Source organism: Pseudomonas sp. WOUb67 (assembly GCF_050058005.1).
Taxonomy (GTDB): domain Bacteria; phylum Pseudomonadota; class Gammaproteobacteria; order Pseudomonadales; family Pseudomonadaceae; genus Aquipseudomonas; species Aquipseudomonas putida_R.
The window spans coordinates 2,407,572-2,433,611 of sequence record NZ_CP170112.1; the positions used below are offsets into that span (position 1 = coordinate 2,407,572).

Below are 26,040 nucleotides of genomic sequence, written 5' to 3' on the forward strand. Positions count from 1 at the left end.
GGGCCTGTACTGACCGGCATTTGCCCTTATGCTGCTAGGCTCTGTACGAAAAGCCTTGATACTCGGTGATGCTGCGTTGAAAACAGCCTCGGAATGCTCATTTACAACCCGTAAACTCCGCTTCCTCGGCTGTTTTCGCCTTGCCTGACCTTCGTCTCAAGACTTTTCATACAGACCCTAGCACCTACCGCCACCTGACCAGGGAGCTTCACGGTACGTATGCGAAATGTATGGAAGCCGTTTCAGTCGTTGTATTTCGCCGCGCTGATGATGTTGATCGGTTCGGGCCTGCTCAGTACCTACCTGGCCCTGCGCCTGGCGGCCGACCATGTCGACAGCCTGTGGGTGGGTGCGTTGATGGCGGCCAACTACTTTGGCCTGGCAGTCGGCGGCAAGGTCGGCCACCGGCTGATTGGCCGGGTCGGGCACATTCGCGCCTATGCCACGTGCGCCGGTATCGTCGGTGCGGCGGTGCTGGGGCATGGGCTGACCAATTGGCTACCGGCCTGGGTCGGGCTGCGGATGATCGTCGGCCTGGGCATGATGTGCCAGTACATGGTCATTGAGAGCTGGCTCAACGAGCAGGCCGACGTGAAGCACCGCGGCGCAGTGTTCAGCGGCTATATGATCGCCTCGTACCTGGGGCTGGTGCTCGGCCAGCTGATCCTGGTGGTGCACCCTGAGCTTGGCCCGGAGCTGCTGATGCTGGTGGCGATGTGCTTTGCCCTGTGCCTGGTGCCGGTGGCAATGACCCGGCGCATACACCCGGCGCCGTTGCGCCCGGCACCGATGGAGCCGAAGTTTTTCATCAAGCGCGTGCCGCAGTCGCTCAGTACGGTGTTGGGCTCGGGGTTGATCGTCGGCTCGTTCTACGGCCTGGCGCCTTTGTATGCCTCAAGCCAGGGTATGACGACCGAGCAGATCGGTCTGTTCATGGGTAGCTGCATTTTTGCCGGCCTGCTGGTGCAGTGGCCGCTGGGTTGGTTGTCTGACCGTTACGACCGGGCGGTGCTGATCCGCAGCGTGGCAGTAGGCCTGGCGCTGGCCGCTGCGCCATTGGCGATACTGCCCAGTGTGCCGCTGGAGTTGCTGTTCGGTATCGGCTTCCTGATTTCGTTGCTGCAGTTCTGCCTGTACCCGCTGGCGGTGGCGTTTTCCAACGACCACGTGGAAAGCGAGCGACGGGTGTCGCTGACGGCCATGCTGCTGGTGACCTATGGTGTGGGCGCGTGCATCGGGCCACTGGCGGCGGGCGTGCTGATGAAGGTGCTGGGCCCGCAGATGCTCTATGCGTTCTTCGTCTTCTTCGCCCTGGTGCTGGTGTGGCGCATCCGGCCGAAAGCGGTTACCGGGCTGCATCAGGTGCAGGATGCACCCCTGGGCCACGTGGCGATGCCGGCGGCTGGTTCGCCCTTGTCGGCAGCGCTGGACCCACGGGTGGATGAGCAGACCGTACAGGACGTGATGCAGGCGCCGGTGGCGGCTGAGGATACCGAGGAAGAAGAGAAGGGCGCCGAGAAGGGCCTTGAGCCGGAGAGTGAGGTCAGCAAGTCGGTGTAAGCCTGTACCGGCCCTTTCGCGGGTAAACCCGCTCCCACAGGGGCCGCACCAGGCCTGAGGGCGGCACATCGGTGTTAGCCTGCACTGGCCCTTTCGCGGGTAAACCCGCTCCCACAGGGACCGCACCAGGCCTGAGGGCAGCGCCGTACCTGTGGGAGCGGGTTCACCCGCGAAAGGGCCGGGACAGGAAGCACACAAATGAAAACGCCACCTCGACAGGTGGCGTTTTCGCATTCAGCTGACGATCAATAGTCGTCTTTGTCGAACCGCCGCGCCTCGCGCTGCAGCTGGTACACAAAGCTCTCGATCTTGCGCTGTGCCTGCCCGCTCAGGTTATGGAAGCGCACGCCAGCGAAGGTGGTGTTGATGTGCTCTTCATAGTGCAGGTGACGCAGTTCGACCATGGTATCCACCAGGCCCAGCGGGTTACCCGCCTTGAAACGCTCGTACACCTGGCCCAATTGCAGGCGGCTTTCTACATCGCCTTCAAAACGCAGCTTGCAGCCGGTGGCCGAGATATCCAGCAGCTTGCCACGCAGGGCGCCGTTACCCTTCAGGTGGGTGCCATCGAGGATGATGTCGACCAGTTGCGACAGCTTCAGCGCGGCGCGGAAGGCGTTGCGGCGCTGGTGGTAGGTCATCTCTTCTGGCATGGCGCCGCTGTAGCAGCGGTGGCCATCGACTTCGCTGATCTTCAGCGCGTGGTTACATTCCCAGGCGATGCGCACGCCATCGTGGAAGCCCTCAACACGGAAGTGTTCGCCGTTTTCGATGAATTTCTCACCGTCGCGCGGGATCATCTCGTCCAGTGCCAGGGTGTTGCTTTCACGGTCCACGTGCACCACGTAGCTCTGGAAGCGCTGGCTGCGGTCATGGAAGGTGATGATCAGGGGGTCGTGGCTTTCCTGCAGTTGCCGCAAGTTGGCCGCAATCTCCAAGGGGGTGTTCAGCACCTTTGGCGGTTGCGGGGCTTCGGTTTCATTGAACACGGCTTATCGTTCTCCAGGCAAAAGCGACACACGCAAGTAACGGCATTTTGCCAGTATGTTCCGTGCCTTGATAGAAAAATCACACTTGGCTGAGGGCCCGTGGCTTGGCCAGCGGCGCGGTGCTGCCGCGGCTGTCGTAGAGCGACGGCGAGTCGCCGCCCATGAGAATTCTGATCTGGTTGTTGGTGACGTGTTGCTGCACCTGGATGATCCGGCCGTTGGTCTGGTTGACCTGCTGGCAGTCATCCATCAGTTTCGACAGCATGTCGAGCCGCTGCAGCATCGCCTCGCCATGGGGCGATTGTGCGGCTACTGCTTGCACGCCAGTACGATCGGCACTCAGGCCCAGGCTGCCGAGCAACTGGCTGCGGCGCTGGCCATGCTGCTCGAGCAAGATGATCAGCGACTGCTTGCGCGCCAGGATCTGTTCCAGCAGCGGCATGTCGCGGCCATGCAGGGCGATCGCTTCTTTATTCAGAAGGTCGAGCAGTTCCTGCATCGGGGCAATGTCATCTTCGATCAGTTGCAGCAAGGTGGTGTCGTGCATGGCTAACTCTTGGCTTTTCTAGCGTCCGTGAAGTCAGCGCGCCGAACGGTCAGCGCTGGGCTTCGAAATCGAGCAGTTTGCTGGCGATCTTGCCGGCATCGACCTGATAGCTGCCGTCGGCGATCGCCTGTTTCAACTGGGCCACACGGGCACTGTTGACCACGGGTTCGTCGCGCAGCTTGTCGCTGATCTTCTGCAACTGCTGTGCCTCTTGGCTGAGGTGTACCGCTTCTCCGCTGGCGCTGGCGCTGGTGGCCGCTTCCTGGCTGGCGGCCGGTTTTTCGGCGCTGCCGGACGCGGTGTTACCGCGCACGCCGCCCGTGACGGACGGAGAGTTATTCAAACGACTGAAGTCGATGACCATGATCAGGAACCTCTGGGTATTTGGACGCTTGCCTTGTTTTCGGCCAACCCGAAATAAACTTTAGGCACAAATGCATAGCCGCCTGTCAGCAAGCTCGCGAACCCGTTCTCTGACACAGTTTAGGAAATGCGGTTCCTCACTGCCAGCGCAATCTGTGGCGGGCTACATACTCACCTCGACCTGGCCCGGGCCGGTGACCCTGGCCTTGACCACCCGTTTGGAATTCAGGTTGCGTACCCGTATCTGTTCGCTCAGGCCGCCCTTGCTCAGGGCCTCCCCCGGCATGCGCACGCTGAGGCTGCCGCTGCGGGCGATGATCACCACCTGGTCGCCCTTGCGCACCACCTCGGCCTGCTCCAGATGCTGCGGGGTGAGCACCTGGTCGATCACCGTGGGGCGCAGCATCTTCATGCCCACTGCCTGGTCCAGTTCGGTCAGAAAGCCCTGGCCAAGGGTGCCGACATCGCGCTCGCGCAGGGCCACGTCGCCTTCGCCCACCGTGTTGTCGCGCTTGAGCGGGCGGGTGACCACCACCACGTCGCGGAACAGCCGCACCGTGGCCGGGACAAACACCGTCCACGGCGCCGCACTGTCGCAGCGGACCCGTACCGTTACCCGGCCCAGTGGCAGGGCAGGGCTTTCCAGCGAGGCGTCCAGCGGCTGGCTGCACACCGGCATGCGCAGGCGCGGGTCCAGCGGGTTGACCTGGATTTCATAGCGGCCAGGGGTCTGGGTGGTGGCCAGGTAATCTTCTACCGTGAATTCAAGAAACCCTTGGGTGACACCGATAAGCTGTTCAGGCAAGGTGAACGCGTCCGCTACCGTGCGAACGCCGGGCGCCAGCAGGCACAGCGCGGCCAGCGAGCCAGTCAGCAGGCGCGTCAATCGTCGGAAAAATGTCGTTTTCGTATGCATGACGCTCAAAAAAGCAAAGCCCGTGCCGACTCGTAACCTGAGTTGCAACGAAAGGCTGAAAGATTAAGGAGTCTGGCATGGCGGGTGTTATGGATTCGGTCAACCAGCGCACGCAGCTGGTGGGGCAGAATCGCCTGGAATTGCTGCTGTTTCGCCTCAATGGCGAACAGCTTTATGGCATCAACGTGTTCAAGGTCAGGGAAGTGCTGCAATGCCCTGCGCTGACCCTGCTGCCCAAGGCGCACCCGGTGGTGCGTGGCGTTGCCAACATTCGCGGGGCGACCATCCCGATCCTCGACTTGTCGATGGCCACCGGGTTGCGGCCACTGCAGGAAGAAACACGCAACAGCTTCGTGATCATCACCGAGTACAACACCAAGACCCAGGGCTTTCTGGTGCACTCGGTGGAGCGCATCGTCAACATGAACTGGGAAGAGATCCATCCGCCACCCAAGGGCACCGGCCGTGACCACTACCTGACTGCGGTCACCCGGGTGGACAACCGCATGGTCGAGATCATCGACGTGGAGAAGGTGCTGGCCGAAGTGTCGCCATCGTCCGAGTCGGTATCGGCCGGGGTGATCGACGCCGAAGTGCAGGACAAGGCCGTGCTGATGCGGGTGCTGACCGTCGATGATTCGTCGGTGGCGCGCAAACAGGTCAGCCGTTGTCTGCAGACCGTGGGGGTGGAAGTCGTGGCACTCAATGATGGCCGTCAGGCCCTGAACTACCTGCGCCAGCTGGTGGATGAGGGCAAAAAGCCGGAAGAAGAGTTCCTTATGATGATCTCGGACATTGAAATGCCGGAAATGGACGGCTATACGCTAACGGCAGAGATCCGCAGTGACCCGCGCATGCAAAAATTGCACATCTGCCTGCATACTTCGCTTTCCGGGGTGTTCAACCAGGCAATGGTCAAGAAGGTCGGCGCCGATGACTTCCTGGCCAAGTTCAAGCCGGACGACCTGGCCCAACGGGTGGTCGACCGGATCAAGGCAGCGCATTGAAGCAGCCGGGGCACGCCCCCGGCACCAGTGATTGAAAAGAGGCGGCAGTAGTGTCTACGGGTAATTTGGATTTCGAACAGTTCCGGGTATTCCTGGAGAAAGCCTGTGGCATCCTGCTGGGCGAAAATAAGCAGTACCTGGTTTCCAGCCGTCTCAACAAGCTGATGGAACAACAGGGCATCAAGAGCCTGGGCGAGCTGGTGCAGCGCATCCAGGCCCAGCCGCGCAGCGGTTTGCGCGAGCAGGTGGTCGATGCCATGACCACCAACGAGACCCTGTGGTTTCGCGATACCTACCCGTTTGAAGTGCTGAAGAACAAGGTGATCCCCGAGTTCATCCGCAACAACCCCGGCCAGCGCCTGCGCATGTGGTCGGCGGCCTGTTCGTCGGGGCAGGAGCCGTATTCCATCTCGATGGCCATCGACGAGTTCGAGCGCAGCAACCTTGGCCAGTTGAAGATGGGTGCGCAGATCGTTGCCACCGACCTGTCCGGCACCATGCTCACCAACTGCAAGACCGGTGAGTACGACAGCCTGGCCATTGCCCGCGGCCTGTCCCAGGAGCGCCTGCAGCGCTACTTCGACCCCAAGGGGCCGGGGCGCTGGGCAGTCAAGCCGGCGATTCGCAGCCGCGTCGAGTTCCGCTCGTTCAACCTGCTCGACAGCTATGCCAGCCTGGGCAAGTTCGACATCGTGTTCTGCCGCAACGTGCTGATCTATTTCTCGGCACAGGTGAAGCGCGACATCCTGCTGCGCATTCACAGCACACTGAAGCCGGGTGGCTACCTGTTCCTGGGTGCCTCGGAGGCGCTGAACGGGTTGCCGGACCATTACCAGATGGTCCAGTGCAGTCCGGGGATCATCTACCAGGCCAAGTAAGCACGGGCGCGGTCCTTGTAGGAGCAGCCTTGTGCTGCGAAGAGGCCGGTGCAAGCGCAGTTGATCAACTGTTCTTTCACCGGCCTCTTCGCAGCACAAGGCTGCTCCTACAAAGGCCTGTGTGGATCTCAGATGGTCTGACGTCAATTTTTTGGTTTGCCGCTTTTGCCGCCCGGCAATTGCCGCTTTCGCCGCCCAAGGCGGAAGGCCTTTGCCGCTTTTCTGGCATCACCCTGACAGCACTGTGTCTCGCGAGCCCGTATTTGCGGGCTTTGCATTGATTGGCACAGCCCTTGCTATACCTTGCTCAACGAAATTCCGGTCAACCTCTGAAGGTTTCCCCGACATGAGCATCAGCTTCGACAAGGCGCTTGGTATTCACGAAAAGGCCATGGGCTTCCGCGCCCAGCGCGCCGAAGTGCTGGCCAACAACATCGCCAACGCCGACACGCCCAATTACAAGGCGCGTGACATGGACTTTGCCTCTGTGCTCGCCGCCGAAAGCGACAAGCAGCAGAGCGGCCGCTTCGCCATGGACCGCACCAATAGCCGTCACATCGAAGCCGAAGGCCTCGCCATCGCGGCCGACGATACCCTCAAGTACCGCACGCCGCTGCAGCCATCGATTGACCAGAACACCGTGGACGCGCAGATCGAGCAATCGAACTACACCGAAAACGCCATTGGCTTCCAGGCCAGCTTCACCTTGCTCAACAGCAAATTCAAAGGGCTGGTATCGGCCCTGCGGGGAGAATGATCATGTCCCTTTCCAGCGTCTTCAACATTGCCGGTAGCGGCATGAGCGCGCAGAACACGCGCCTGAACACCGTGGCTTCCAACATTGCCAACGCCGAAACCGTCTCGTCGAGCATCGATCAGACCTACCGCGCGCGCCACCCGGTGTTCGCCACCACCTTCCAGGATGCGCAGGCCGGCACCAGCCAGTCGCTGTTCGAAGACCAGGGCGAAGCAGGGCAGGGCGTGCAGGTCAAAGGCATCGTCGAAGACCAGAGCACCCTGGAAGCACGCTACGAGCCAAACCACCCGGCGGCGAACAAGGACGGCTACGTCTACTACCCGAACGTCAATGTGGTCGAGGAGATGGCTGACATGATCTCCGCCAGCCGTGCGTTCCAGACCAACGCCGAGCTGATGAACACGGCCAAGAGCATGATGCAGAAAGTCCTGACCCTGGGGCAGTGATAGGAAGCCGACATGACCACTACCAATTCCACCTCTGACGTCAGCAGCGCGTACCTGACATCCCTGCAAAAGCAGACGTCGAAGACCGACAGCAGCACCGGCGCAGCCGGCAGCGCGCTGGGCAAAGATGCTTTCCTGCAGTTGCTGGTTACCCAGATGAAGAACCAGAACCCGCTTGATCCGCAGGAAAACGGCGAGTTCGTGGCGCAGCTGGCGCAGTTCAGCAGCCTTGAGAGCATGCAGTCGCTCAATGACTCGGTGACCTATATCGCGGCAGGGCTGCAGTCCTCCCAGGCGCTGCAGGCTTCGTCGCTGGTCGGGCGCAATGTGATTGTCCAGACCGACAAGGCCGTGGTCGACACCAGCAAGGACATGAAAGGCACGGTCAACCTGACGTCGTCGAGCACCGCCACCTCGGTGGGCATCTACGACAAGGACGACAAGCTGGTGCGCACCATCGACCTGGGTACTCAAAAAGCCGGCAAGATCGACTTTACTTGGAATGGCCTGAACGACGACGGCGAAACAGCGGCAGCAGGTACCTACACCTTCAAGGCCACTGCTTCGATCGACGGCACGGCCACGGCCATGACCACCAACCTGCCGGCCTCGGTCACCAGCGTGACCATGGGCACCAACGGTTCGGAGATGACACTCAACCTGGCCGGGCTGGGCAGTGTTGCGCTTTCCAAAATCCAAAGCATCGGCATCTAGGGCCTGAGCAAAACGACAGGAGTTACACATGTCTTTCAATATCGGCCTTAGCGGCCTCTATGCAGCAAACAAGGCCCTGAACGTTACCGGCAACAACATTGCCAACGTTGCCACCACCGGCTTCAAGTCATCGCGCGCCGAGTTCGCCGACCAGTACTCCAACTCCATTCGCGGCACCAGTGCCGGCAAGAACGTGGTGGGCACTGGCGTGAAGACCGCCGCCGTGTCGCAGATGTTCACCCCGGGCAACATCAATGGCACCGGCCAGGCGCTGGACATGGCCATCGATGGCAACGGCTTCTTCGTGATGAACGACAACGGCTCGAAAATCTACACCCGTGCCGGTGCCTTCTACAGCGACAAGGACGGCTACGTGGTCAGCTCGTCGGGCGCCAACCTGCAAGGTTATGCAGTGGATGCCAACGGCAAGATCGTCCAGGGTGTGCTGACCAACCTGCAGATCGACACCTCGAACCTGACGCCGAACCCGACCGGCCGCATTTCCGAGAACGTCAACCTCAACTCCACCGCGACCGCGCCAACCCAGACGCCGTTCGACCCGGCCACCACGGGTACCTACAACTACACGTTCAACACCGACGTGTACGACAGCCAAGGCAACGCGCACCAGTTGAACCAGTACTTCGTCAAGGATGCCGCCAGCAACTCCTGGACCATGTACACCACCATCGACGGGCGCAACCCGGCCGACCCGACTTCGACCACGCCGCTGGCCAACAAGCTGCCGTTCAAGTCTGACGGCACCCTGGACACCGCCTCGATGACGGCAGGTGCGGTAACCGGCGGCATGACCATCGCCGCCAACAAGACCTTCACCCTCAGCAACTGGATCCCGGCGCAGAAGAACGCTGCCGGTGTATGGAGTGCCAACGGTGCTACCGCCAGCACCTCCGGGGTGAACCTGGACATGCTCGGTACTACCCAGTACAACGCCGCCTCCGCCACCACCGCGAAGAGCCAGGACGGCTTTGCCACCGGTGAGCTGTCGGGCCTGACCATCGACGAAAGCGGCAACATGTTCGCCAACTTCACCAACGGCCAGGACAAGGTGATCGGCCAGGTGGCTATCGCCAACTTTGCCAACCTGCAGGGTTTGACCCCGATTGGTGGCACCAACTGGAAAGAGTCCTACGCCTCCGGCGTGCCGGTGATCGGCGCCCCGGACACCGGCACCCTGGGCCAGATCACCGGCGGCGCACTGGAAGACTCCAACGTCGACCTGACCGGCGAGCTGGTCAACCTGATCAAGGCGCAGAGCAACTACCAGGCAAACGCCAAGACCATTTCCACCGAAAGCACCATCATGCAGACCATCATCCAGATGACCTGATGGTCGTTGGGGCTGCTCTGCAGCCCATCGCGACACAAGGCCGCTCCTACAGGAATATGCGTTCCGTTGTAGGAGCGGCCTTGTGTCGCGATGGGCCGCAACGCGGCCCCAAATTCTCGAAGGTTCCCCCTCCATGAAACGGCTAACGCTCACAGCCCTCCTGGCCATGGCCTTGCCGCTCTCGGCTGCTCCCGCCCCGTTCTACCAATGGCAAAGCCTGGCCACCGGCCGCTACCTGTGCTCGGCCAACAACCCGGGCGAAGGTTGGGTGCGCCATTCCGGCCCCTACAACAACGCCGCTTGCCGCACCTTCTGAGCACGCCTTTGCCGCAGGCGGCAAACATCCGCCGACAAACTGACGTTTATTGCCCCTCGCCCCGCCGGAACCCCCGTAAACAGGCGGTTTCAGACTTGGTTCGATTATTGCTTCGAACCTGCCCAGTGACAGCGCGGCAGCCACGCGCAGAGGAGATACTGTGGACAAGTTGCTTTATGTGGCCATGACCGGCGCCAGCCAGAACGCGCTGGCGCAAAAGGCCCACGCCAACAACCTGGCGAACGTTTCCACCAACGGTTTTCAGCGCGACCTGGAACAGGCGCGTTCGATGCCGGTGTTCGGCGACAGCTTTCCGGCGCGTGCCTTTGCCATGACCGAGCGCCCGGCCACCGACTTCAGCGAAGGCCCGTTGGTCGAGACCGGCCGTGACCTGGATGTTGCCGTGACCGGCAAGGGCTTCATTGCCGTGCAGGCACCGGACGGCAGCGAAGCCTACGTGCGTACCGGTAGCCTGAACATCGACGCCCTCGGCGTGCTGCGTGCCGGCAACGGCATGCCGGTGATCGGCAACGGTGGCCCGATTGCCATCCCGCCGGAGCAGAAGGTTGAGGTTGGCGCCGACGGCACCATCAGCATTCGTTCCATGGGTGAAGACCCGCGGGTGATGGCCGAGGTCGACCGCATCAAGCTGGTCAACCCGGACATCAAGGGCATGGAGAAAGGCCTGGATGGCCTGATCCATACCGCTTCTGGCCAGCCGGCCGATGCCGACGTCAACGTGCGGGTGGTGTCGGGCTTCCTGGAAGGCAGCAACGTCAACGCTGTCGAGGAAATGACCTCGGTGCTGGCGCTGTCCCGCCAGTTCGAACTGCACGTCAAGATGATGAACACGGCCAAGGAAGGCGACGAAGCCATGGCTCGGGTTTTGCAAATCGGCTAATCACTTTTGAACGGGTGCCGTAAAACAGGCGCACGAGGAGAACTACATGCTTCCGGCTCTTTGGGTCGCTAAAACCGGCCTGTCCGCCCAGGACACCAACCTGACGGTCATTTCCAACAACCTGGCCAACGTCTCCACCACCGGCTTCAAGCGTGACCGTGCCGAGTTTGCGGACCTGCTGTACCAGATCCGCCGCCAGCCCGGCGCTCAGTCGACCCAGGACAGCGAGCTGCCTTCGGGCCTGCAGGTCGGTACCGGTGTGCGCATTGTCGGCACCCAGAAAAGCTTCGTCGCCGGCAGCCTGCAGACCACCGAAAACCCGCTGGACATGGCCGTCAACGGCCGTGGCTTCTTCCAGATTCTGCAGCCGGACGGCACGGTGTCGTACACCCGTGACGGCACCTTCCACCTGAACTCCGACGGCCAGATCGTCACCGCCAACGGCTACGCCCTGGAGCCTGCCGTTGTCGTGCCGAACGACGCGCAAACCTTTACCGTGGGCCAGGACGGCACCGTGTCGATCACCACGGCCGGCAACCCGGCAGCGCAGGTGATCGGCAACATCCAGACTGCCGACTTCATCAACCCGGCTGGCCTGCAGGCCATCGGCGACAACCTGTTCCTGGAAACCGCCGCCAGCGGCGCGCCGCAAGTCGGCACCCCGGGCCTGAACGGTTTCGGCACCACCCAGCAGCAGACCCTGGAAAACTCCAACGTCAGCACCGTGGAAGAGCTGGTGAACATGATCACCACCCAGCGCGCCTACGAGATGAACTCCAAGGTCATCTCCACCGCCGACCAGATGCTGTCGTTCGTGACCCAACAGCTCTAAGCCCTGTCGCTTCGTTACACCCGTGAGGTATGCACCATGAATCGTCTGTTGTCCGTGTTCGCCCTGGGGGGGGCGGTGTTGCTGGCAGGTTGCGTCGGCCCGACGCCCAAGCCCAACGACCCGTACTACGCGCCGGTATTGCCGCGCACCCCGTTGCCGGCAGCGGCCAACAACGGTTCCATCTACCAGGCCGGTTTCGAGCAGAACCTGTACAGCGACCGCAAGGCGTTCCGGGTGGGTGACATCATCACCATCACCCTCAACGAGAAAACCTCGGCCAGCAAGAACGCAGGTTCGCAGATCCAGAAGAACAGCAAGGCCGACATCGGCCTGACCTCGCTGTTCGGCAGCACACCGAACACCAACAACCCGTTCGGCGGCGGTGACCTGTCGCTGGAGGCCGGCTACAACGGCGAACGCGCCACCAAGGGCGACAGCAAGGCCACCCAGGGCAACACCCTGACCGGTTCGATTACCGTGACCGTGGCCGAAGTGCTGCCCAACGGCATCATCGCCGTGCGCGGCGAGAAGTGGCTGACCCTGAACACCGGCGAAGAGCTGGTGCGCATTGCCGGCATGGTCCGCGCCGACGACATCGCCACCGACAACACCGTGCCGTCCACCCGTGTGGCCGACGCGCGCATTACCTATTCCGGTACCGGCTCGTTCGCCGATGCCAGCCAGCCCGGGTGGCTGGACCGCTTCTTCATCAGCCCGCTTTGGCCTTTCTGAGTACGGATGACCATGTTCAACGTGAGGCAGCTGATTGCCGCAACCCTGCTCCTGTCCTGTGCCTTCGGTGCGCAGGCAGAGCGCCTGAAGGACATCGCCAGCATTTCTGGCGTGCGTTCCAACCAGTTGATCGGTTACGGCCTGGTGGTGGGGCTGAACGGCACGGGTGACCAGACCACCCAGACGCCGTTCACCCTGCAAACCTTCAACAACATGCTGTCGCAGTTCGGCATCAAGGTGCCGGCCGGCTCCGGCAACGTGCAGCTGAAGAACGTTGCGGCGGTGTCGGTGCATGCCGACCTGCCGGCGTTCGCCAAGCCCGGCCAGGTGGTGGACATTACCGTGTCGTCGATCGGTAACTCCAAGAGCCTGCGTGGCGGCAGCCTGCTGATGACCCCGCTCAAGGGTATCGACGGCAACGTCTACGCCATCGCCCAGGGCAACCTGGTGGTGGGTGGTTTTGACGCCGAAGGCCGTGACGGCTCGAAGATCACCGTCAACGTTCCGTCGGCCGGTCGCATCCCGGGCGGCGCCAGTGTCGAGCGGTCCGTACCCAGCGGCTTCAACCAGGGCAATACCTTGACCCTGAACCTCAATCGCCCTGACTTCACCACTGCCAAGCGCGTCGTCGACAAGGTCAACGAGCTGCTCGGCCCGGGCGTGGCCCAGGCCGTGGACGGTGGTTCGGTGCGGGTCAGTGCGCCGATGGACCCGAGCCAGCGCGTGGATTACCTGTCGATCCTCGAAAACCTCGAAATCGACCCGGGCCAGGCCGTGGCCAAGGTCATCATCAACTCGCGTACCGGCACCATTGTCATCGGCCAGAACGTCAAGGTGTCGCCGGCGGCGGTGACCCACGGCAGCCTGACCGTGACCATTACCGAAGACCCGATCGTCAGCCAGCCGGGCGCCTTCTCCAATGGCCAGACGGCCGTGGTGCCACGTTCGCGGGTCAACGCCGAGCAGGAAGCCAAGCCGATGTTCAAGTTCGGCCCGGGGACCACGCTGGATGAGATCGTCCGTGCGGTGAACCAGGTGGGCGCAGCGCCTGGCGACCTGATGGCCATCCTCGAAGCCCTGAAACAGGCCGGCGCCTTGCAGGCCGACCTGATCGTGATCTGAGGACGGCGCGGATGAATATCAAAAGCCAGGTTTCCGGCAGTGCCGACAGCGGCGCCTATACCGACCTCAACCGCCTGAGTGCGCTCAAGCACGGTGATCGCGACAGCGAAGCCAACGTGCGCAAGGTGGCCCAGGAGTTCGAGTCGCTGTTCATCAGCGAAATGCTCAAGGCCTCGCGCAAGGCCAGCGACGTGCTGGCCGATGACAACCCGATGAACACCGAAACGGTCAAGCAGTACCGCGACATGTACGACCAGCAGTTGGCCGTGAGCATGTCCCGCGAAGGTGGCGGTATCGGCCTGCAGGATGTGCTGGTGCGCCAGCTGACCAAGGGCCGCAGTGCGTCGATCAACACCAGCCCGTTCCCGCGTGCCGACGGCAGTGGCCCGGCGCTGTGGGGCAACAAGGTGGCGGAGCCGGTGCATACCACGGACCCGGCCACCACCCGCAACGACGTCGCCGCGCTCAACTCGCGGCGCCTGGCCTTGCCGAGCAAGCTGACCGACCGCCTGCTGGCCGGCATCGTGCCATCGGCCGCCACCGCCAATAACGCCGCCGTGCCCGCCCGTGACGGCCAGCAAGTGGCCAAGGCCTTCGCCGTGCCGGACAACGGCCTGCGCATTGTCGGCCGCGCCGTGGCCCAGCCGCCGCTGGCGCCGAGCAAGGCCTTTGCCGACAGTGACGAATTCGTCGCCACCATGCTGCCGATGGCCGAGCAAGCCGCCAAGCGCATAGGTATCGACCCGCGCTACCTGGTGGCCCAGGCCGCGCTGGAAACCGGCTGGGGCAAATCGGTGATGCGCAATACCGATGGCAGCAGCAGCCACAACCTGTTCGGCATCAAGGCCACCGGCAACTGGCAAGGTGAGCAGGCGCGGGCGATCACCAGCGAGTTCCGCGATGGCCAGTTCGTCAAGGAAACCGCGGCGTTCCGCAGCTACGACTCGTACCAGGACAGCTTCCACGACCTGGTGAACCTGCTGCAGGGCAATTCTCGCTATCAAGATGCGCTGGACTCGGCCGATAACCCTGAGCAGTTTGCAAGAGAGCTGCAGAAGGCAGGTTATGCGACCGACCCGGGCTATGCGAAGAAGATCATCAGTATCGCCCAGCAAATGCAGTCAACCCCGCAATACGCCATGGCTGGCAGAACCACGAATCTATAAAAGGACTAAATCATGTCGAGCCTGATTTCGATCGGCCTGAGTGGCCTGAGTGCCAGCCAGGCGGCCTTGTCGGTAACCAGTAACAACATCGCCAACGCCGCGACCAGTGGCTATTCGCGCCAACAGACGATTCAGGCGGCGGGGGCTTCGCACAACATCGGCGCGGGGTTCCTGGGTACCGGTACCACGCTGGCGGACGTGCGTCGCATCTACAGCTCCTACCTGGACAACCAGTTGCAGACCGCGACCTCGTTGCAGGCCGACTCGGTTGCCTTCCAGGACCAGATCACCACCATCGACAAGCTGCTGGCCGACCGTGATACCGGCATCAGCTCGGTCCTGACTGCGTTCTTCTCGGCGCTGCAGACAGCGGCGGCCAAGCCCGGTGACGTTGCCTCCCGGCAGCTGTTGCTGACCCAGGCGCAAACCCTGAGCAACCGGTTCAACGCGGTGAGCACTCAGCTGACCCAGCAGAACGAAACGATCAACTCCCAGCTCGACACCATGGCTGGCCAGGTCAACAAGCTCACCGCCAACATTGCCGAGTACAACAAGCAGATCGCGGCGGCGTCGGGCACTGGCAACACGCCCAACAGCCTGCTGGATGCGCGCAGCGAAGCAGTGCGCCAGCTCAACGAGCTGGTTGGCGTGACGGTGCAGGAGCGTGACGGCAACTACGACGTGTACCTGGGCAGCGGCCAGTCGCTGGTTACCGGCAACAAGGCCAACACCTTGTCGGTGCAGCCAGGTGCTGCCGACAAGAGCCAGGCCAGCCTGCGCATCAACTACGAGTCGTTCAGCTCCGACGTGACCTCGGTGGTGACCGGTGGTGCGATCGGTGGCCTGGTGCGCTACCGCCAGGACGTGCTGATGCCGTCCATGAACGAGCTGGGCCGCGTTGCCCTGGTGGTGTCGGACAGCATCAACAGCCAGCTGGGGCAGGGCCTGGATGCCAATGGCCAGTTCGGCAGCTCGCTGTTCTCCAGCATCAACAGCGCCACCGCCATTGCCCAGCGCAGCCTGGCCTCGTCGAACAACAGCACCGGCTCCGGCAACCTGGACGTGACCATCGCCAACAGCGGTGCGCTGACCACCTACGACTACGAGGTGAAGTTCACCAGCGCCAACCAGTACAGCGTGCGCCGCTCCGACGGCACCGACATGGGCAGCTTCGACCTCAGCGCCGACCCGGCGCCGGTGATCGACGGCTTCAGCCTGTCGCTGAAAGGCGGTGGCCTGGCAGCAGGTGACAGCTTCAAGGTAATCCCCACTCGGGCGGCTGCCGGCAGCATCACCACTACCTTGACCGATGCCAACAAGCTGGCCTTCGCCGGGCCGATCAGCGCCGGTGTGGGTAGCGGCAACAGCGGCACCGGCACCATCACCCAGCCTACGCTGGGCGAATCGCTGGACATCTACGGCGGTGCCGACACTGCGCTGATTCAGCAATCGATTCGCGACTCGATGCCGGTGCGCGTGGTGTTCGACGCCGCCAGCGGTGGCTCCCAGGGTTACAAGCTGTTCGATGCCAAAGGCACCCAGATCGGCACCGGCAGCGTGGTGCCGGGTACGGACAATAAACTCTCGATTGCCGTGCCGATGCTCGACGCGGCTGGAAACCCGATCAAGGATGCCAGCGGCAACCCGCGTACCTTCAGTGTCGAGACCACCATCGGCGGCAGCCCGGCTGCCAATGACAGCTTTACCCTGTCGTTCAACGCCGACGGCAAGGCCGACAACCGCAATGCCACGGCGTTGCTGGGCCTGCAGACCAAGTCGACGGTGAACACCGGTTCCGGCGGTGGCACCAGCTTCACGTCGGCCTATGCCTCGCTGGTCGAGCGCGTGGGCGCCAAGGCCAACCAGGCGACCATCGACACCACGGCGACCGAGGCGGTACTCAAGTCCGCCAGCGAGAGCCGCAGCGCAGTGTCTGGCGTCAACCTCGATGACGAGGCGGCCAGCCTGGTGAAATTCCAGCACTACTACACGGCTTCGTCGCAGATCATCAAGGCGGCGCAAGAAACCTTCAGCACCCTGATCAATGCCTTGTAAGGAGTAGACTCTCGTGCGTATTTCCACTGCTCAGTTCTATGAGGCCAGCGCCAGTAGCTACTCCAAGAACTTCTCGACCATGACCAAGACCAACGATCAGGTCACGTCGGGTATTCGCATCCAGACCGCGGCCGATGACCCGGTCGGTGCAGCGCGTCTGCTGCTGCTGCAACAACAGCAGTCCCTGCTGGACCAGTACAGCGGCAACATCAACACGGTGAGCAACGCCCTGCTGCAGGAGGAGAGCGTGCTCTCCACCATCAACGACGCCATGCAGCGCGCCAGCGAGCTGGCGATCCGTGCTGGCGGCCCTGGGGTGACCGACTCTGATCGTACGGCCATCAGCACCGAGCTGAAAGAGATCGAAGCCAACATCTTCGGCCTGCTCAACTCGCGCGATGCCAACGGCGACTACATGTTCGGCGGCTCCAAGAGCACCACGCCACCCTATGTGCGCAACTCCGACGGTACCTACAGCTACAACGGCGACCAGACCCAGCTGAGCCTGCAGGTGTCCGACACCCTGAACCTCGCTACCAACGACACTGGTTTCAGCATCTTCGACTCGGCCAGCAATAAAAGCCGCACCCAGTCGACCCTGCTGGTGCCGGCCACCGACGATGGCGTGGTCGGCGTGTCGTCGGGCCTGCTGACTTCGAGCACCAGTTACAACAACGGCTTCACCTCAGGCCAGCCCTACAAGCTGACCTTCACCAGCGCGACCCAGTACACCATCACCGACGCCAGTGGCAAGGACATCACCTCCGAAACCGCCACTAACGGCACCTTCGACAGCAAGACTGAAGGCGCCAACAAGATCGCCCTGCGTGGTGTTCAATTCGAAATCACCGTAACGCTGGAAGAGGGCGCCGATGCCAACGCGGCAGTGGCGGGGCGCGAGTTTTCCCTGGAAGCCCGCCCGGATTCGTTCAACACCACGCGTAACGGCAGCAACACCTCCAGTGCGCAGATCACCGCCGGCAGTGTGACTGACGAAGCCGCCTATCGCAGTACCTTCCCCAGCAATGGTGCGGTGATCAAGTTCACCGGGCCCGGCGCTTACGAGCTCTATGCGCAGCCGCTGACGGCCGATAGCAAGGCGATTGCCACTGGTACCTTCACTGCACCGTCGCTGACGGTAGCCGGGGTGACCTACCAGGTGTCTGGTTCGCCGGAGGCGGGTGATCAGTTCGCGGTCAATGCCAATACCCATCAGAACCAGAACGTGCTGGAAACCCTCAGCCAGCTGCGTACGGCCCTGGACACCCCGGTGACCGGTGCCGGCGCGGCCAATGCGCTGAAGGATGCGGCGGCTTCGGCCATTGCCAACCTGGCCAGCGCCCGCGAGCAGGTCGACATCACCCGTGGTTCGATCGGCGCCCGTGGCAACTCGCTGGAGATCCAGCGCCAGGAGAACACCAGCCTGGGCCTTGCCAACAAGACCACCCAGAACGCCATCGGCAATACCGACATGTCGCAGGCAGCCATTACCCTGACCTTGCAGCAAGCCATGCTTGAAGCCTCGCAGCTGGCCTTCTCGCGCATTTCGCAGCTGAGCCTGTTCAACAAGCTCTGATTCGCTTGTCAAATGCTGGGGCCGCTTCGTGGCCCTTCGCGGGCGCGCCCGCTCCCACAGGTATTGTGCAGGTTTCAAGCACACGCAGTCCCTGTGGGAGCGGGCGTGCCCGCGAAGGGGCGCGTAGCGGCCCCAGCTTTTTCCTCTGGCAAAAAACCAGTCGCCAAACCCTCAGCAAGGCTTTCGTAGCATTTCAATGTGACCAATGAGTCAAAACGATCATCTTCCCTGTATTCTATGCAGCAGCTGTTGCAGCATTTTGTTACCGGTGCGCAGGTGAGCTCTGCCTTCAACCTCTGGCGGTGACGCGCCCCGGTATTTGGCGCCCTCAATTCATCGAGTGGTGGTCTTTGGCTGTTTTCATTGGGAAGCCAGAATGATTGGCATCAAAAGCATTGCGAGTTACGTGCCTACCGCTGGCCTGGACAACTACGTCCAGGGTGCGAAGTTCGGCAAGGACGAAGAGTTCATGTTCGGCAAGATCGGCGCCTCGTTCCTGCCGCGCAAGGCCGAAGAGCAAGAAACTTCCGACCTGTGCGTAGAAGCCGCCCGGGCCCTGTTCGCCAGCAACCCAGACCTTGATCCGCAGTCGATCGATGCGCTGATCGTGGTCACCCAGAACGGTGACGAAGAAGGCCTGCCGCACACCGCTGCCATCGTCCAGAGCAAGCTCGGCCTGTCTACCCGCGTGGCGGCGTTCGACGTGTCGCTGGGTTGCTCCGGCTACGTGTATGGCCTGTACGCGATCAAAGGCTTCATGGAAGCGGCAGGGCTGAAAAACGGCCTGCTGATCACGGCCGACCCGTATTCGAAGATCGTCGACCCGGAGGACCGCAACACCACCATGCTGTTCGGCGATGCCGCCACGGCCACCTGGATGGGTGAAGGCGCGGTGTGGAACCTGGGCCAGGCGCGTTTCGGCACTGACGGCTCCGGTGCCGAGCACCTGAAAGTCACTGACGGCAAGTTCTTCATGAACGGCCGCCAGGTGTTCAACTTCGCCCTGGTCAAGGTGCCGGCGCACCTGCACGAGTTGCTGGATGCCAGCGGCCTGACCTCGTCGGATATCGACGCCTTCTGCATCCACCAGGGCAGTGCGGCGATTGTCGATGCCGTGGCCCGTCGCTTCGAAGAGCAGCACCCGGAGAAGTTCGTCAAGGACATGCTGGAAACCGGTAATACCGTGTCCTCCAGCGTGCCGCTGCTGCTGCAGAAGCACATGCTCGACGGCAGCTGGAAGCGTGTGGCGATCAGCGGCTTTGGCGTGGGCCTGTCGTGGGGCTCGGCCATCCTGTACCGCGACTGATCCCCCAGCAGTCCCCAAAAGCGCCCGGCGGCCACCGCTCGGCGCTTTTTTCATGCCTGAAATAAAGTCGCGGCGGCCACGCGGAATCTGTGGGAGCGGGCATGCCCGCGAACACCGGCAAAGCCGGTGCCATCCACCCAGTTGTCTGCTTCGCGGGCGCGCCCGCTCCCACAGGGGGAGGAGGGTGCCTGGGGCCAATGCACAGCACATTCGAGAGGTTTTTGACGCCAATAAACTGCCCTTAACCCCTTGATTTCTCGGGGCTGGCCCCATGCCAGCATTTTTTTTTCGAAAAACCCCTCAAGCATCCCGCGCACCCGACGATAACTATTACGAAGGTTCTCTAGGCCAGTCCGGCGGTTGCCAAGGCCGGAAGCCGCAGTACCCATCCAACGAGGATTTCGTCATGGCTTTAACTGTAAACACCAACATTGCGTCGATCACTACCCAGGGCAACCTGACCAAGGCTAGCAACGCTCAGACCACTTCGATGCAGCGTCTGTCCTCGGGTCTGCGTATCAACAGCGCTAAAGACGACGCTGCCGGCCTGCAGATCGCCAACCGTCTGACCAGCCAGATCAACGGCCTGGGCCAGGCTGTCAAGAACGCCAACGACGGTATCTCGATCGCTCAGACCGCTGAAGGTGCAATGCAGGCTTCGACCGACATCCTGCAGAAAATGCGTACCCTGGCCCTGTCCTCGGCTACTGGCTCCCTGAGCAACGACGACCGTAAGTCGAACAACGACGAATACCAGGCTCTGACCGCTGAGCTGAACCGTATCTCGGAAACCACCACCTTCGGTGGCCAGAAGCTGCTGGACGGTTCGTACGGCACCAAGGCCATCCAGGTCGGCGCCAACGCCAACGAAACCATCAACCTGGCGCTGGACAACGTTTCGGCCAAGAGCATCGGCTCGCAGCAGATCAAGTCGGGCACTATCGCACCTAGCGCCAGCGGTGTGGCCGCAGCTGATCTGGTTGTCACTGGCAACGGTCAGAGCAAAACCGTCAGCTATGATGAGGGCGCCTCGGCCAAAGACATCGCTGCCAAACTCAATGGCTCCATCGGTGGCCTGACTGCTACTGCCAGCACCGAAGTCAAACTGGCTGTTGCCAGTGGCGCTGCAGCTACTCCAGCCAACTTTGACCTGACTGTAGGCGGTAGCACCGTCAGCTTCATCGGTGTTACTGACACCAAGAGCCTGGCTGATCAGCTGAAGTCCAACGCCGCCAAGCTGGGTATCAGCGTCAACTACGACGAATCGACCAAGAGCCTGTCGGTGAAGTCGGACACTGGCGAGAACCTGGCCTTCACCTCCAAGGCCGGCGCAGACGCCATTTCGGTGGGTGCGCGCGACGGCGCCGGTGATTTCCCAGGTACTCTGACCACGCTTTCCGCTACCGTTAACGACAAAGCGACCGTTACTGGCCAGATTTCCCTGGACTCTGCCAAAGGTTACTCGGTAGCTAACGGCGCCACCGGTACTGGCGCAACCGACCTGTTCGGTTCGGCTTCCAAGTCTTCGGCCAAGACCACCATCGCCGATACCGATGTTACCGAAGCCGTCAACGCCCAGAACGCACTGGCCGTTATCGACAAGGCCATCGGTTCGATCGACAGCGTCCGTTCGGGCCTGGGTGCTACCCAGAACCGTCTGCAAACCACCGTCGATAACCTGCAGAACATCCAGAAGAACTCCACCGCTGCCCGCTCCACCGTGCAGGACGTGGACTTCGCCTCGGAAACTGCCGAGCTGACCAAGCAGCAGACTCTGCAGCAGGCTTCGACTGCGATCCTGTCGCAGGCTAACCAGCTGCCATCTTCGGTCCTGAAACTGCTCCAGTAATTCAGGCGCCTGAGTAAAGGGTGAAAGGGCGCGTTTACGTGCCCTTTCACCCTTTTTGACATGAGGAGTTCGAAACATGGACATGAGTGTCAAGCTGAGCCAGGTGTATCCGTCTGTGTTACCCCAGGCGCCAGTAGCTGATCGGGATCGGGACCCGGCAGTGCCTGCCAAGGTGCAGGACGCTGCGGCCCCCGATAACCAGCCGCACTCGCGCGAAGACCTGGAAAAGGCGGTTGGCGAGATTCGTGATTTCGTCCAGTCGAGCCAGCGCCAGCTGGATTTTTCCATTGATGATTCAACCGGTCGGGTCGTGGTCAAGGTAATTGCCACCCAGTCCGGTGAGGTGATCCGGCAGCTTCCGTCGGAACTTGCGCTCAAACTCGCGCAAAGCCTCAGTGAAGCCAGCAGCCTGCTGTTCGATGATCAGGCATAGGCTGGCATGATTTTTGTTGCTGTCGGCCCCTTGATGGATTTATCCGCCAAGGATCCGGCGGCTACTGAACAAGGAGAGCAATGATGGCAGGTACAACAGTCAGCGGTATTGGCTCGGGCATCGATACCCAGGCAATCGTCGATTCCCTGGTGGCCGCGCAGAAGGCGCCGAAGCAGGCGCAGATCAATACCCAAACACTGAAGGCAACCACCACGTTGTCCTCTATCGGCAAGATCCAGTCGGCGCTGGATGCCTTCCGCGGCGCCTTGACCAACATGACCGACACCAACAGTTTCGGTGGCCTCAGCCTGAAGTCTTCGGATGAAAAGGTCGCGACCGTGACCATGGGCACCGGCGCTGCCAACGGTTCGTTCAAGTTGATTGTCGACAAGCTGGCGACTGCGTCGAAGGTGTCGACGAAGGTCTACACAGATGGCGCGGGCTCGGTAGTCAATGCCACTGGCAGTGCGACCACGTTGACCATGACGCAGAATGGCAAACCCTACGATCTGAGCGTTCCTGCCGGCGCAACATTGCAGCAGGTTCGCGATAGCATCAATAGCCAGTTCAGTACGGCAGGCCTGAGTGCCAACGTACTGACCGACGCCACGGGTTCCCGTCTGATCGTCACCTCGACCAAAATGGGTGAAGGCTCCGACATCACCCTTTCGGGTAATTCGGGTATTGATACCGGCTATACCGTTGTCGATGAGCCGGCGGACGCCGAGTACACGCTGGACGGTATTGCCATGAAGTCCAAGACCAACGACATCACCGATGCCGTCAGTGGTCTGAACATCAAGTTGGTGGGTACTTCACCGAAAAACGCTACAAGTGGCGAGGTGACAGCGACGGTTCTCTCGCTGACCACCAGTTCCACCACGTTGAAGTCGGGCCTCAAGGGTTTCATTGATACCTACAACGCCCTGCTCAAAGTCATGAATGCTGAAACCAAGGTCACCAAAAACGCTGATGGCAGCATGACGTCTGCGGCGCTGACCGGTGATGCCACGATGCGTACGTTGATGTCCTCCATTCGTGAGGAGCTCAATGCGGTGTCGGGCAACGGTACCCTGAAATCTCTCGCTGCCTTTGGTGTCACTTCTGCCCAGGATGGCGGTGCGCTGAGCCTGGATGACAAGAAGTGGGACAAGGTTGCGTCCACCAATGCGGCGGACCTGACCAGTATCTTCAATGGCAAGGACGGCTTGTTGGCGCGCCTGCAGAAAGTGACCGAGCCGTTCGCCAAGGCCAGCACCGGCACCCTCGCCGAGCGCTCCAAGGTCCTGAGCGAAAGCCTGACCAAGCTCAAGAGCGAGCAGGAGACCCTGGACACCCGGATGGAAGCCCTGCAGAAGAGCCTGCAGGACAAGTACAACAACATGGATACCCTGGTCACCCAACTGCGCCAGCAGCAGAACTCCGTGCTGAGTACGCTCAACGCACTGAACAAGTCGAGCAGTGACGATTAAACCGTGAACATTGCATGAAGTCCGGGCATGATGCCCGGCTTCATGTCATCGGCCGGTAAAGTTTTTCACCGTCTGCCCGATACAAGGAATATCTCCCTTAAGCCTGCCCGTCACGAGGTCGCAAGATGAATCCCATGAGAGCCCTTCGTCAGTACCAGAAGGTCAATTCCCATGCCCAGATTTCCGAAGCCACGCCGCACCGCCTGGTGCAGATGCTGATGGAAGGTGGCCTTGATCGCATGGCCCAGGCCAAGGGTGCCATGGCGCGTGGCGACATCGCGGAAAAGGGCCTGATGCTCGGCAAGGCGATCGACATCATCATCGGTCTTCGCGACGGCCTGCAGCCCGAAAAAAGCGAAAACCCGGAGTCTGTCGAGAAGCTCGACGCGCTTTATGTCTACATGACCAACCGCCTGATGCAGGCCAATGTCGACAATGATGCCGGCATTATCGACGAAGTTGCCCAGCTGCTGATCACCGTGAAAAGCGGTTGGGACGGCATTGCCGACGCCCAGCCTGCCAGCTGACGGCAAGGAGATTACCGTGACCGCACTGCAACGCCTCGATGACACCTGTGATGCCCTGGTCGGCGCCCTGAGTGAGCGTGACTGGGAAGCCATCGCCAAGCTGGATGTGGCGTGCCGCGCCTGCATCGACGAGGTGCTGGAAACCCACGCGGTGGACCAGGCGTTGCTGCGCGAGAAGCTGGAAGGGGTGCTGCTGGTCTACCGCAACCTGATCGACGTGACAACCGGTGAACGCCAGGCAATTGCCGAAGAGATGATGCAGATCAACCAAGCGAAAAATGCTTCGAAGGTTTACCATCTGTTCAGTTAAGATGCGCACAACTTGACAAAAGGCGCCATAAATTTGACTGTGTGGGCCTTTTTGACTTAACTAGTGTCTGTTCTCGAATTCCAGACGTCCGAACACTGACCATTCAGTCGGAATGATGTCGAGCATGCCCCTGCAGGGCGGCGATATGACTAGGGAAGTTGCTATTGCATGTGGCGTGAAACCAAAATTCTGCTGATCGATGACGACAGCGCGCGCCGCCGCGATCTGGCGGTGGTGCTGAATTTCCTCGGTGAAGAAAACCTCGCTTGCTCGAGCCATGACTGGCAACAAGCGGTCGAGTCGTTGTCTTCGAGCCGTGAAATATTGTGCGTGCTCATCGGCAGCGTAGATGCTCCGGGCAATCTCCTTGGGCTCGTTAAGACAGTGGCCGGGTGGGATGAGTTCCTTCCGGTGCTGCTATTAGGTGAAATTTCTTCTGCGGAGTTCCCGGAAGACCTTCGCCGTCGGGTGCTTTCCAACCTGGAAATGCCACCCAGCTACAGCCAGCTGCTGGATTCGCTGCACCGTGCCCAGGTCTATCGCGAGATGTATGACCAGGCGCGCGAGCGTGGCCGTCAGCGCGAGCCCAACCTGTTCCGCAGCCTGGTCGGCACCAGCCGTGCCATCCAGCACGTGCGGCAGATGATGCAGCAGGTGGCCGATACCGACGCCAGCGTGCTGATCCTGGGTGAGTCGGGCACCGGCAAGGAAGTGGTGGCGCGCAACCTGCACTACCATTCCAAGCGTCGCGAGGCGCCGTTTGTGCCAGTGAACTGTGGCGCGATCCCGGCCGAGCTGCTGGAAAGCGAACTGTTCGGCCACGAGAAGGGCGCCTTTACCGGGGCGATCACCAGCCGCGCCGGGCGTTTCGAGCTGGCCAACGGCGGTACCCTGTTCCTTGACGAAATCGGCGACATGCCGCTGCCGATGCAGGTCAAGCTGCTGCGCGTGCTGCAGGAGCGTACCTTCGAGCGCGTGGGTAGCAACAAGACCCAGAGCATCGACGTGCGCATCATCGCCGCAACGCACAAGAACCTCGAGACCATGATCGAGGACGGTACCTTCCGCGAAGACCTGTACTACCGCCTGAACGTGTTCCCCATCGAGATGGCGCCGCTGCGTGAGCGGGTGGAAGACATCCCGTTGCTGATGAACGAGCTGATCTCGCGCATGGAGCACGAGAAGCGCGGTTCCATCCGCTTCAACTCGGCGTCGATCATGTCGCTGTGTCGCCACGGCTGGCCGGGCAACGTGCGTGAGCTGGCCAACCTGGTCGAACGCATGGCGATCATGCACCCGTACGGGGTGATCGGCGTGTCCGAGCTGCCGAAAAAATTCCGCTACGTCGATGATGAAGACGAGCAGATGGTCGACAGCCTGCGCAGCGACCTGGAAGAGCGCGTGGCCATCAATGGCCACACACCCAACTTCAGCAACCCTGCGATGCTGCCACCTGAGGGTCTGGACCTGAAGGACTACCTCGGTAGCCTGGAGCAGGGCCTGATCCAGCAGGCGCTGGACGATGCCAACGGTATCGTTGCGCGCGCGGCTGAACGTTTGCGTATTCGTCGTACCACCCTGGTCGAGAAGATGCGCAAGTACGGCATGAGCCGCCAGGGCGGCGAGGACCAGGCAGAGGATTGACGCTACCTGTGCCGGCCTCTTGGCGGGTAAACCTGCTCCCACAGGGGCAGCGCAGGCCCTGAGCTTTGCGCGGCACCCGTGGGAGCGGGTTTACCCGCCAAGAGGCCGGCACAGGCAGTCTGGATTCCAAGCTTCCCAGCATTTTCAAATTCCCCGCTGGTCCTGCGGCGCTCGTATGTCTGCGAACGGGCGCGAGCAACTGTCTGAAACCAAAAACGAATCCATTAAAAAGCTTTCATAAAGCAGGCATGCGTTTTGCTTTGCCTAGCAG

At 61.5% G+C, this 26,040-nt stretch carries 26 protein-coding genes; 22 read left to right on the forward strand and 4 right to left on the reverse strand.

The features are described 5' to 3' along the window. The first annotated feature begins 219 nt into the window (after positions 1-219). Positions 220-1,560, forward strand: coding sequence for an MFS transporter (locus ABOC32_RS10965; RefSeq protein ID WP_426811026.1), 1,341 nt, complete (start codon positions 220-222; stop codon positions 1,558-1,560). Positions 1,561-1,805: 245 nt separating this feature from the next. Here ABOC32_RS10965 and ABOC32_RS10970 read toward each other — a convergent pair whose 3' ends face one another. The 4 genes from ABOC32_RS10970 to flgA all read right to left on the reverse strand — a co-directional run bounded on the left by ABOC32_RS10970 (position 1,806) and on the right by flgA (position 4,375). Continuing rightward, positions 1,806-2,549, reverse strand: coding sequence for a flagellar brake protein (locus tag ABOC32_RS10970; RefSeq protein ID WP_426811027.1), 744 nt, complete (start codon positions 2,547-2,549; stop codon positions 1,806-1,808). Between the two features lie 79 nt (positions 2,550-2,628). Beyond that, the gene (locus ABOC32_RS10975) at positions 2,629-3,096 is read right to left on the reverse strand and encodes a flagella synthesis protein FlgN (RefSeq protein ID WP_426811028.1); all 468 of its coding nucleotides are present in this window, start codon (positions 3,094-3,096) and stop codon (positions 2,629-2,631) included. A 49-nt stretch (positions 3,097-3,145) separates the two neighbouring features. Beyond that, positions 3,146-3,460: a flagellar biosynthesis anti-sigma factor FlgM gene (gene flgM, locus ABOC32_RS10980; RefSeq protein ID WP_043197089.1), complete on the reverse strand. Its 315-nt coding sequence runs from the start codon at positions 3,458-3,460 to the stop codon at positions 3,146-3,148. A 162-nt stretch (positions 3,461-3,622) separates the two neighbouring features. Beyond that, a complete protein-coding gene (gene flgA, locus ABOC32_RS10985) occupies positions 3,623-4,375 on the reverse strand; it encodes a flagellar basal body P-ring formation chaperone FlgA (protein WP_426811029.1) in 753 nt (250 codons plus the stop codon). Between the two features lie 77 nt (positions 4,376-4,452). On the opposite strand from flgA, the gene ABOC32_RS10990 reads away from it, so the two are divergent. From ABOC32_RS10990 to fleQ, 21 genes are all read left to right on the forward strand, one after another. Continuing rightward, positions 4,453-5,382, forward strand: a complete 930-nt coding sequence (locus ABOC32_RS10990; RefSeq protein ID WP_016498515.1) for a chemotaxis protein CheV — start codon at positions 4,453-4,455, stop codon at positions 5,380-5,382. A gap of 50 nt (positions 5,383-5,432) precedes the next feature. After that, entirely contained in the window at positions 5,433-6,260 is an 828-nt protein-coding gene (cheR, locus tag ABOC32_RS10995; RefSeq protein WP_426811030.1) for a protein-glutamate O-methyltransferase CheR, read from the forward strand. A 346-nt stretch (positions 6,261-6,606) separates the two neighbouring features. Then, on the forward strand, positions 6,607-7,017 hold the full coding sequence (gene flgB, locus ABOC32_RS11000) for a flagellar basal body rod protein FlgB (RefSeq protein WP_016498517.1): 411 nt from the start codon (positions 6,607-6,609) through the stop codon (positions 7,015-7,017). Between the two features lie 2 nt (positions 7,018-7,019). Further along, positions 7,020-7,463, forward strand: coding sequence for a flagellar basal body rod protein FlgC (flgC, locus tag ABOC32_RS11005; protein WP_059394768.1), 444 nt, complete (start codon positions 7,020-7,022; stop codon positions 7,461-7,463). Between the two features lie 12 nt (positions 7,464-7,475). Beyond that, positions 7,476-8,177 (forward strand): flagellar hook assembly protein FlgD, encoded by a 702-nt coding sequence (gene flgD, locus ABOC32_RS11010; protein WP_234228845.1) that lies wholly within the window; start codon positions 7,476-7,478, stop codon positions 8,175-8,177. A 28-nt stretch (positions 8,178-8,205) separates the two neighbouring features. After that, positions 8,206-9,528, forward strand: coding sequence for a flagellar hook protein FlgE (gene flgE, locus ABOC32_RS11015; RefSeq protein WP_426811031.1), 1,323 nt, complete (start codon positions 8,206-8,208; stop codon positions 9,526-9,528). A gap of 133 nt (positions 9,529-9,661) precedes the next feature. Continuing rightward, complete coding sequence (locus ABOC32_RS11020; RefSeq protein ID WP_426811032.1) at positions 9,662-9,844, forward strand: hypothetical protein; 183 nt, start codon at positions 9,662-9,664, stop codon at positions 9,842-9,844. 160 nt (positions 9,845-10,004) lie between these two features. Next, a complete protein-coding gene (gene flgF, locus ABOC32_RS11025) occupies positions 10,005-10,745 on the forward strand; it encodes a flagellar basal-body rod protein FlgF (RefSeq protein ID WP_234228851.1) in 741 nt (246 codons plus the stop codon). A gap of 46 nt (positions 10,746-10,791) precedes the next feature. After that, positions 10,792-11,577 carry a flagellar basal-body rod protein FlgG gene (flgG, locus tag ABOC32_RS11030; protein WP_016498523.1) on the forward strand — a complete coding sequence of 262 codons (786 nt, stop codon included), beginning with the start codon at positions 10,792-10,794 and terminating at the stop codon, positions 11,575-11,577. 36 nt (positions 11,578-11,613) lie between these two features. Next, on the forward strand, positions 11,614-12,309 hold the full coding sequence (gene flgH / locus ABOC32_RS11035) for a flagellar basal body L-ring protein FlgH (protein WP_264387143.1): 696 nt from the start codon (positions 11,614-11,616) through the stop codon (positions 12,307-12,309). Between the two features lie 12 nt (positions 12,310-12,321). Then, positions 12,322-13,431 carry a flagellar basal body P-ring protein FlgI gene (locus ABOC32_RS11040; protein ID WP_043197277.1) on the forward strand — a complete coding sequence of 370 codons (1,110 nt, stop codon included), beginning with the start codon at positions 12,322-12,324 and terminating at the stop codon, positions 13,429-13,431. Between the two features lie 11 nt (positions 13,432-13,442). Then, entirely contained in the window at positions 13,443-14,597 is a 1,155-nt protein-coding gene (gene flgJ, locus ABOC32_RS11045; protein WP_426811033.1) for a flagellar assembly peptidoglycan hydrolase FlgJ, read from the forward strand. Positions 14,598-14,609: 12 nt separating this feature from the next. Continuing rightward, complete coding sequence (gene flgK / locus ABOC32_RS11050) at positions 14,610-16,652, forward strand: flagellar hook-associated protein FlgK (protein ID WP_426811034.1); 2,043 nt, start codon at positions 14,610-14,612, stop codon at positions 16,650-16,652. A 13-nt stretch (positions 16,653-16,665) separates the two neighbouring features. After that, entirely contained in the window at positions 16,666-18,228 is a 1,563-nt protein-coding gene (locus ABOC32_RS11055) for a flagellar hook-associated protein 3 (protein ID WP_426811035.1), read from the forward strand. 376 nt (positions 18,229-18,604) lie between these two features. Continuing rightward, on the forward strand, positions 18,605-19,534 hold the full coding sequence (locus ABOC32_RS11060; protein ID WP_426811036.1) for a ketoacyl-ACP synthase III: 930 nt from the start codon (positions 18,605-18,607) through the stop codon (positions 19,532-19,534). Between the two features lie 406 nt (positions 19,535-19,940). Beyond that, positions 19,941-21,383 (forward strand): flagellin, encoded by a 1,443-nt coding sequence (locus ABOC32_RS11065; protein ID WP_234228864.1) that lies wholly within the window; start codon positions 19,941-19,943, stop codon positions 21,381-21,383. Between the two features lie 76 nt (positions 21,384-21,459). Further along, on the forward strand, positions 21,460-21,816 hold the full coding sequence (locus ABOC32_RS11070) for a flagellar protein FlaG (protein ID WP_234228867.1): 357 nt from the start codon (positions 21,460-21,462) through the stop codon (positions 21,814-21,816). Between the two features lie 83 nt (positions 21,817-21,899). Further along, on the forward strand, positions 21,900-23,288 hold the full coding sequence (gene fliD, locus ABOC32_RS11075) for a flagellar filament capping protein FliD (RefSeq protein ID WP_426811037.1): 1,389 nt from the start codon (positions 21,900-21,902) through the stop codon (positions 23,286-23,288). A 125-nt stretch (positions 23,289-23,413) separates the two neighbouring features. After that, a complete protein-coding gene (gene fliS / locus ABOC32_RS11080; RefSeq protein ID WP_060493036.1) occupies positions 23,414-23,815 on the forward strand; it encodes a flagellar export chaperone FliS in 402 nt (133 codons plus the stop codon). A 16-nt stretch (positions 23,816-23,831) separates the two neighbouring features. Next, the gene (locus ABOC32_RS11085) at positions 23,832-24,125 is read left to right on the forward strand and encodes a hypothetical protein (RefSeq protein WP_026034449.1); all 294 of its coding nucleotides are present in this window, start codon (positions 23,832-23,834) and stop codon (positions 24,123-24,125) included. Positions 24,126-24,293: 168 nt separating this feature from the next. Next, entirely contained in the window at positions 24,294-25,769 is a 1,476-nt protein-coding gene (gene fleQ / locus ABOC32_RS11090) for a transcriptional regulator FleQ (RefSeq protein WP_016498533.1), read from the forward strand. Positions 25,770-26,040: the final 271 nt, after the last annotated feature.

Excerpts from the sequence above, each read along its gene's own strand:
- ABOC32_RS10965 (WP_426811026.1), top strand. The coding sequence starts at position 220 with ATGCGAAATGTATGGAAGCCGTTTCAGTCGTTGTATTTCGCCGCGCTG.
- ABOC32_RS10975 (WP_426811028.1), bottom strand. The coding sequence starts at position 3,096 with ATGCACGACACCACCTTGCTGCAACTGATCGAAGATGACATTGCCCCG.
- flgM (WP_043197089.1), bottom strand. The coding sequence starts at position 3,460 with ATGGTCATCGACTTCAGTCGTTTGAATAACTCTCCGTCCGTCACGGGC.
- flgA (WP_426811029.1), bottom strand. The coding sequence starts at position 4,375 with ATGCATACGAAAACGACATTTTTCCGACGATTGACGCGCCTGCTGACT.
- ABOC32_RS10990 (WP_016498515.1), top strand. The coding sequence starts at position 4,453 with ATGGCGGGTGTTATGGATTCGGTCAACCAGCGCACGCAGCTGGTGGGG.
- flgB (WP_016498517.1), top strand. The coding sequence starts at position 6,607 with ATGAGCATCAGCTTCGACAAGGCGCTTGGTATTCACGAAAAGGCCATG.
- flgC (WP_059394768.1), top strand. The coding sequence starts at position 7,020 with ATGTCCCTTTCCAGCGTCTTCAACATTGCCGGTAGCGGCATGAGCGCG.
- flgD (WP_234228845.1), top strand. The coding sequence starts at position 7,476 with ATGACCACTACCAATTCCACCTCTGACGTCAGCAGCGCGTACCTGACA.
- flgE (WP_426811031.1), top strand. The coding sequence starts at position 8,206 with ATGTCTTTCAATATCGGCCTTAGCGGCCTCTATGCAGCAAACAAGGCC.
- ABOC32_RS11020 (WP_426811032.1), top strand. The coding sequence starts at position 9,662 with ATGAAACGGCTAACGCTCACAGCCCTCCTGGCCATGGCCTTGCCGCTC.
- flgG (WP_016498523.1), top strand. The coding sequence starts at position 10,792 with ATGCTTCCGGCTCTTTGGGTCGCTAAAACCGGCCTGTCCGCCCAGGAC.
- flgH (WP_264387143.1), top strand. The coding sequence starts at position 11,614 with ATGAATCGTCTGTTGTCCGTGTTCGCCCTGGGGGGGGCGGTGTTGCTG.
- ABOC32_RS11040 (WP_043197277.1), top strand. The coding sequence starts at position 12,322 with ATGTTCAACGTGAGGCAGCTGATTGCCGCAACCCTGCTCCTGTCCTGT.
- flgJ (WP_426811033.1), top strand. The coding sequence starts at position 13,443 with ATGAATATCAAAAGCCAGGTTTCCGGCAGTGCCGACAGCGGCGCCTAT.
- flgK (WP_426811034.1), top strand. The coding sequence starts at position 14,610 with ATGTCGAGCCTGATTTCGATCGGCCTGAGTGGCCTGAGTGCCAGCCAG.
- ABOC32_RS11060 (WP_426811036.1), top strand. The coding sequence starts at position 18,605 with ATGATTGGCATCAAAAGCATTGCGAGTTACGTGCCTACCGCTGGCCTG.
- ABOC32_RS11065 (WP_234228864.1), top strand. The coding sequence starts at position 19,941 with ATGGCTTTAACTGTAAACACCAACATTGCGTCGATCACTACCCAGGGC.
- ABOC32_RS11070 (WP_234228867.1), top strand. The coding sequence starts at position 21,460 with ATGGACATGAGTGTCAAGCTGAGCCAGGTGTATCCGTCTGTGTTACCC.
- fliD (WP_426811037.1), top strand. The coding sequence starts at position 21,900 with ATGGCAGGTACAACAGTCAGCGGTATTGGCTCGGGCATCGATACCCAG.
- fliS (WP_060493036.1), top strand. The coding sequence starts at position 23,414 with ATGAATCCCATGAGAGCCCTTCGTCAGTACCAGAAGGTCAATTCCCAT.
- fleQ (WP_016498533.1), top strand. The coding sequence starts at position 24,294 with ATGTGGCGTGAAACCAAAATTCTGCTGATCGATGACGACAGCGCGCGC.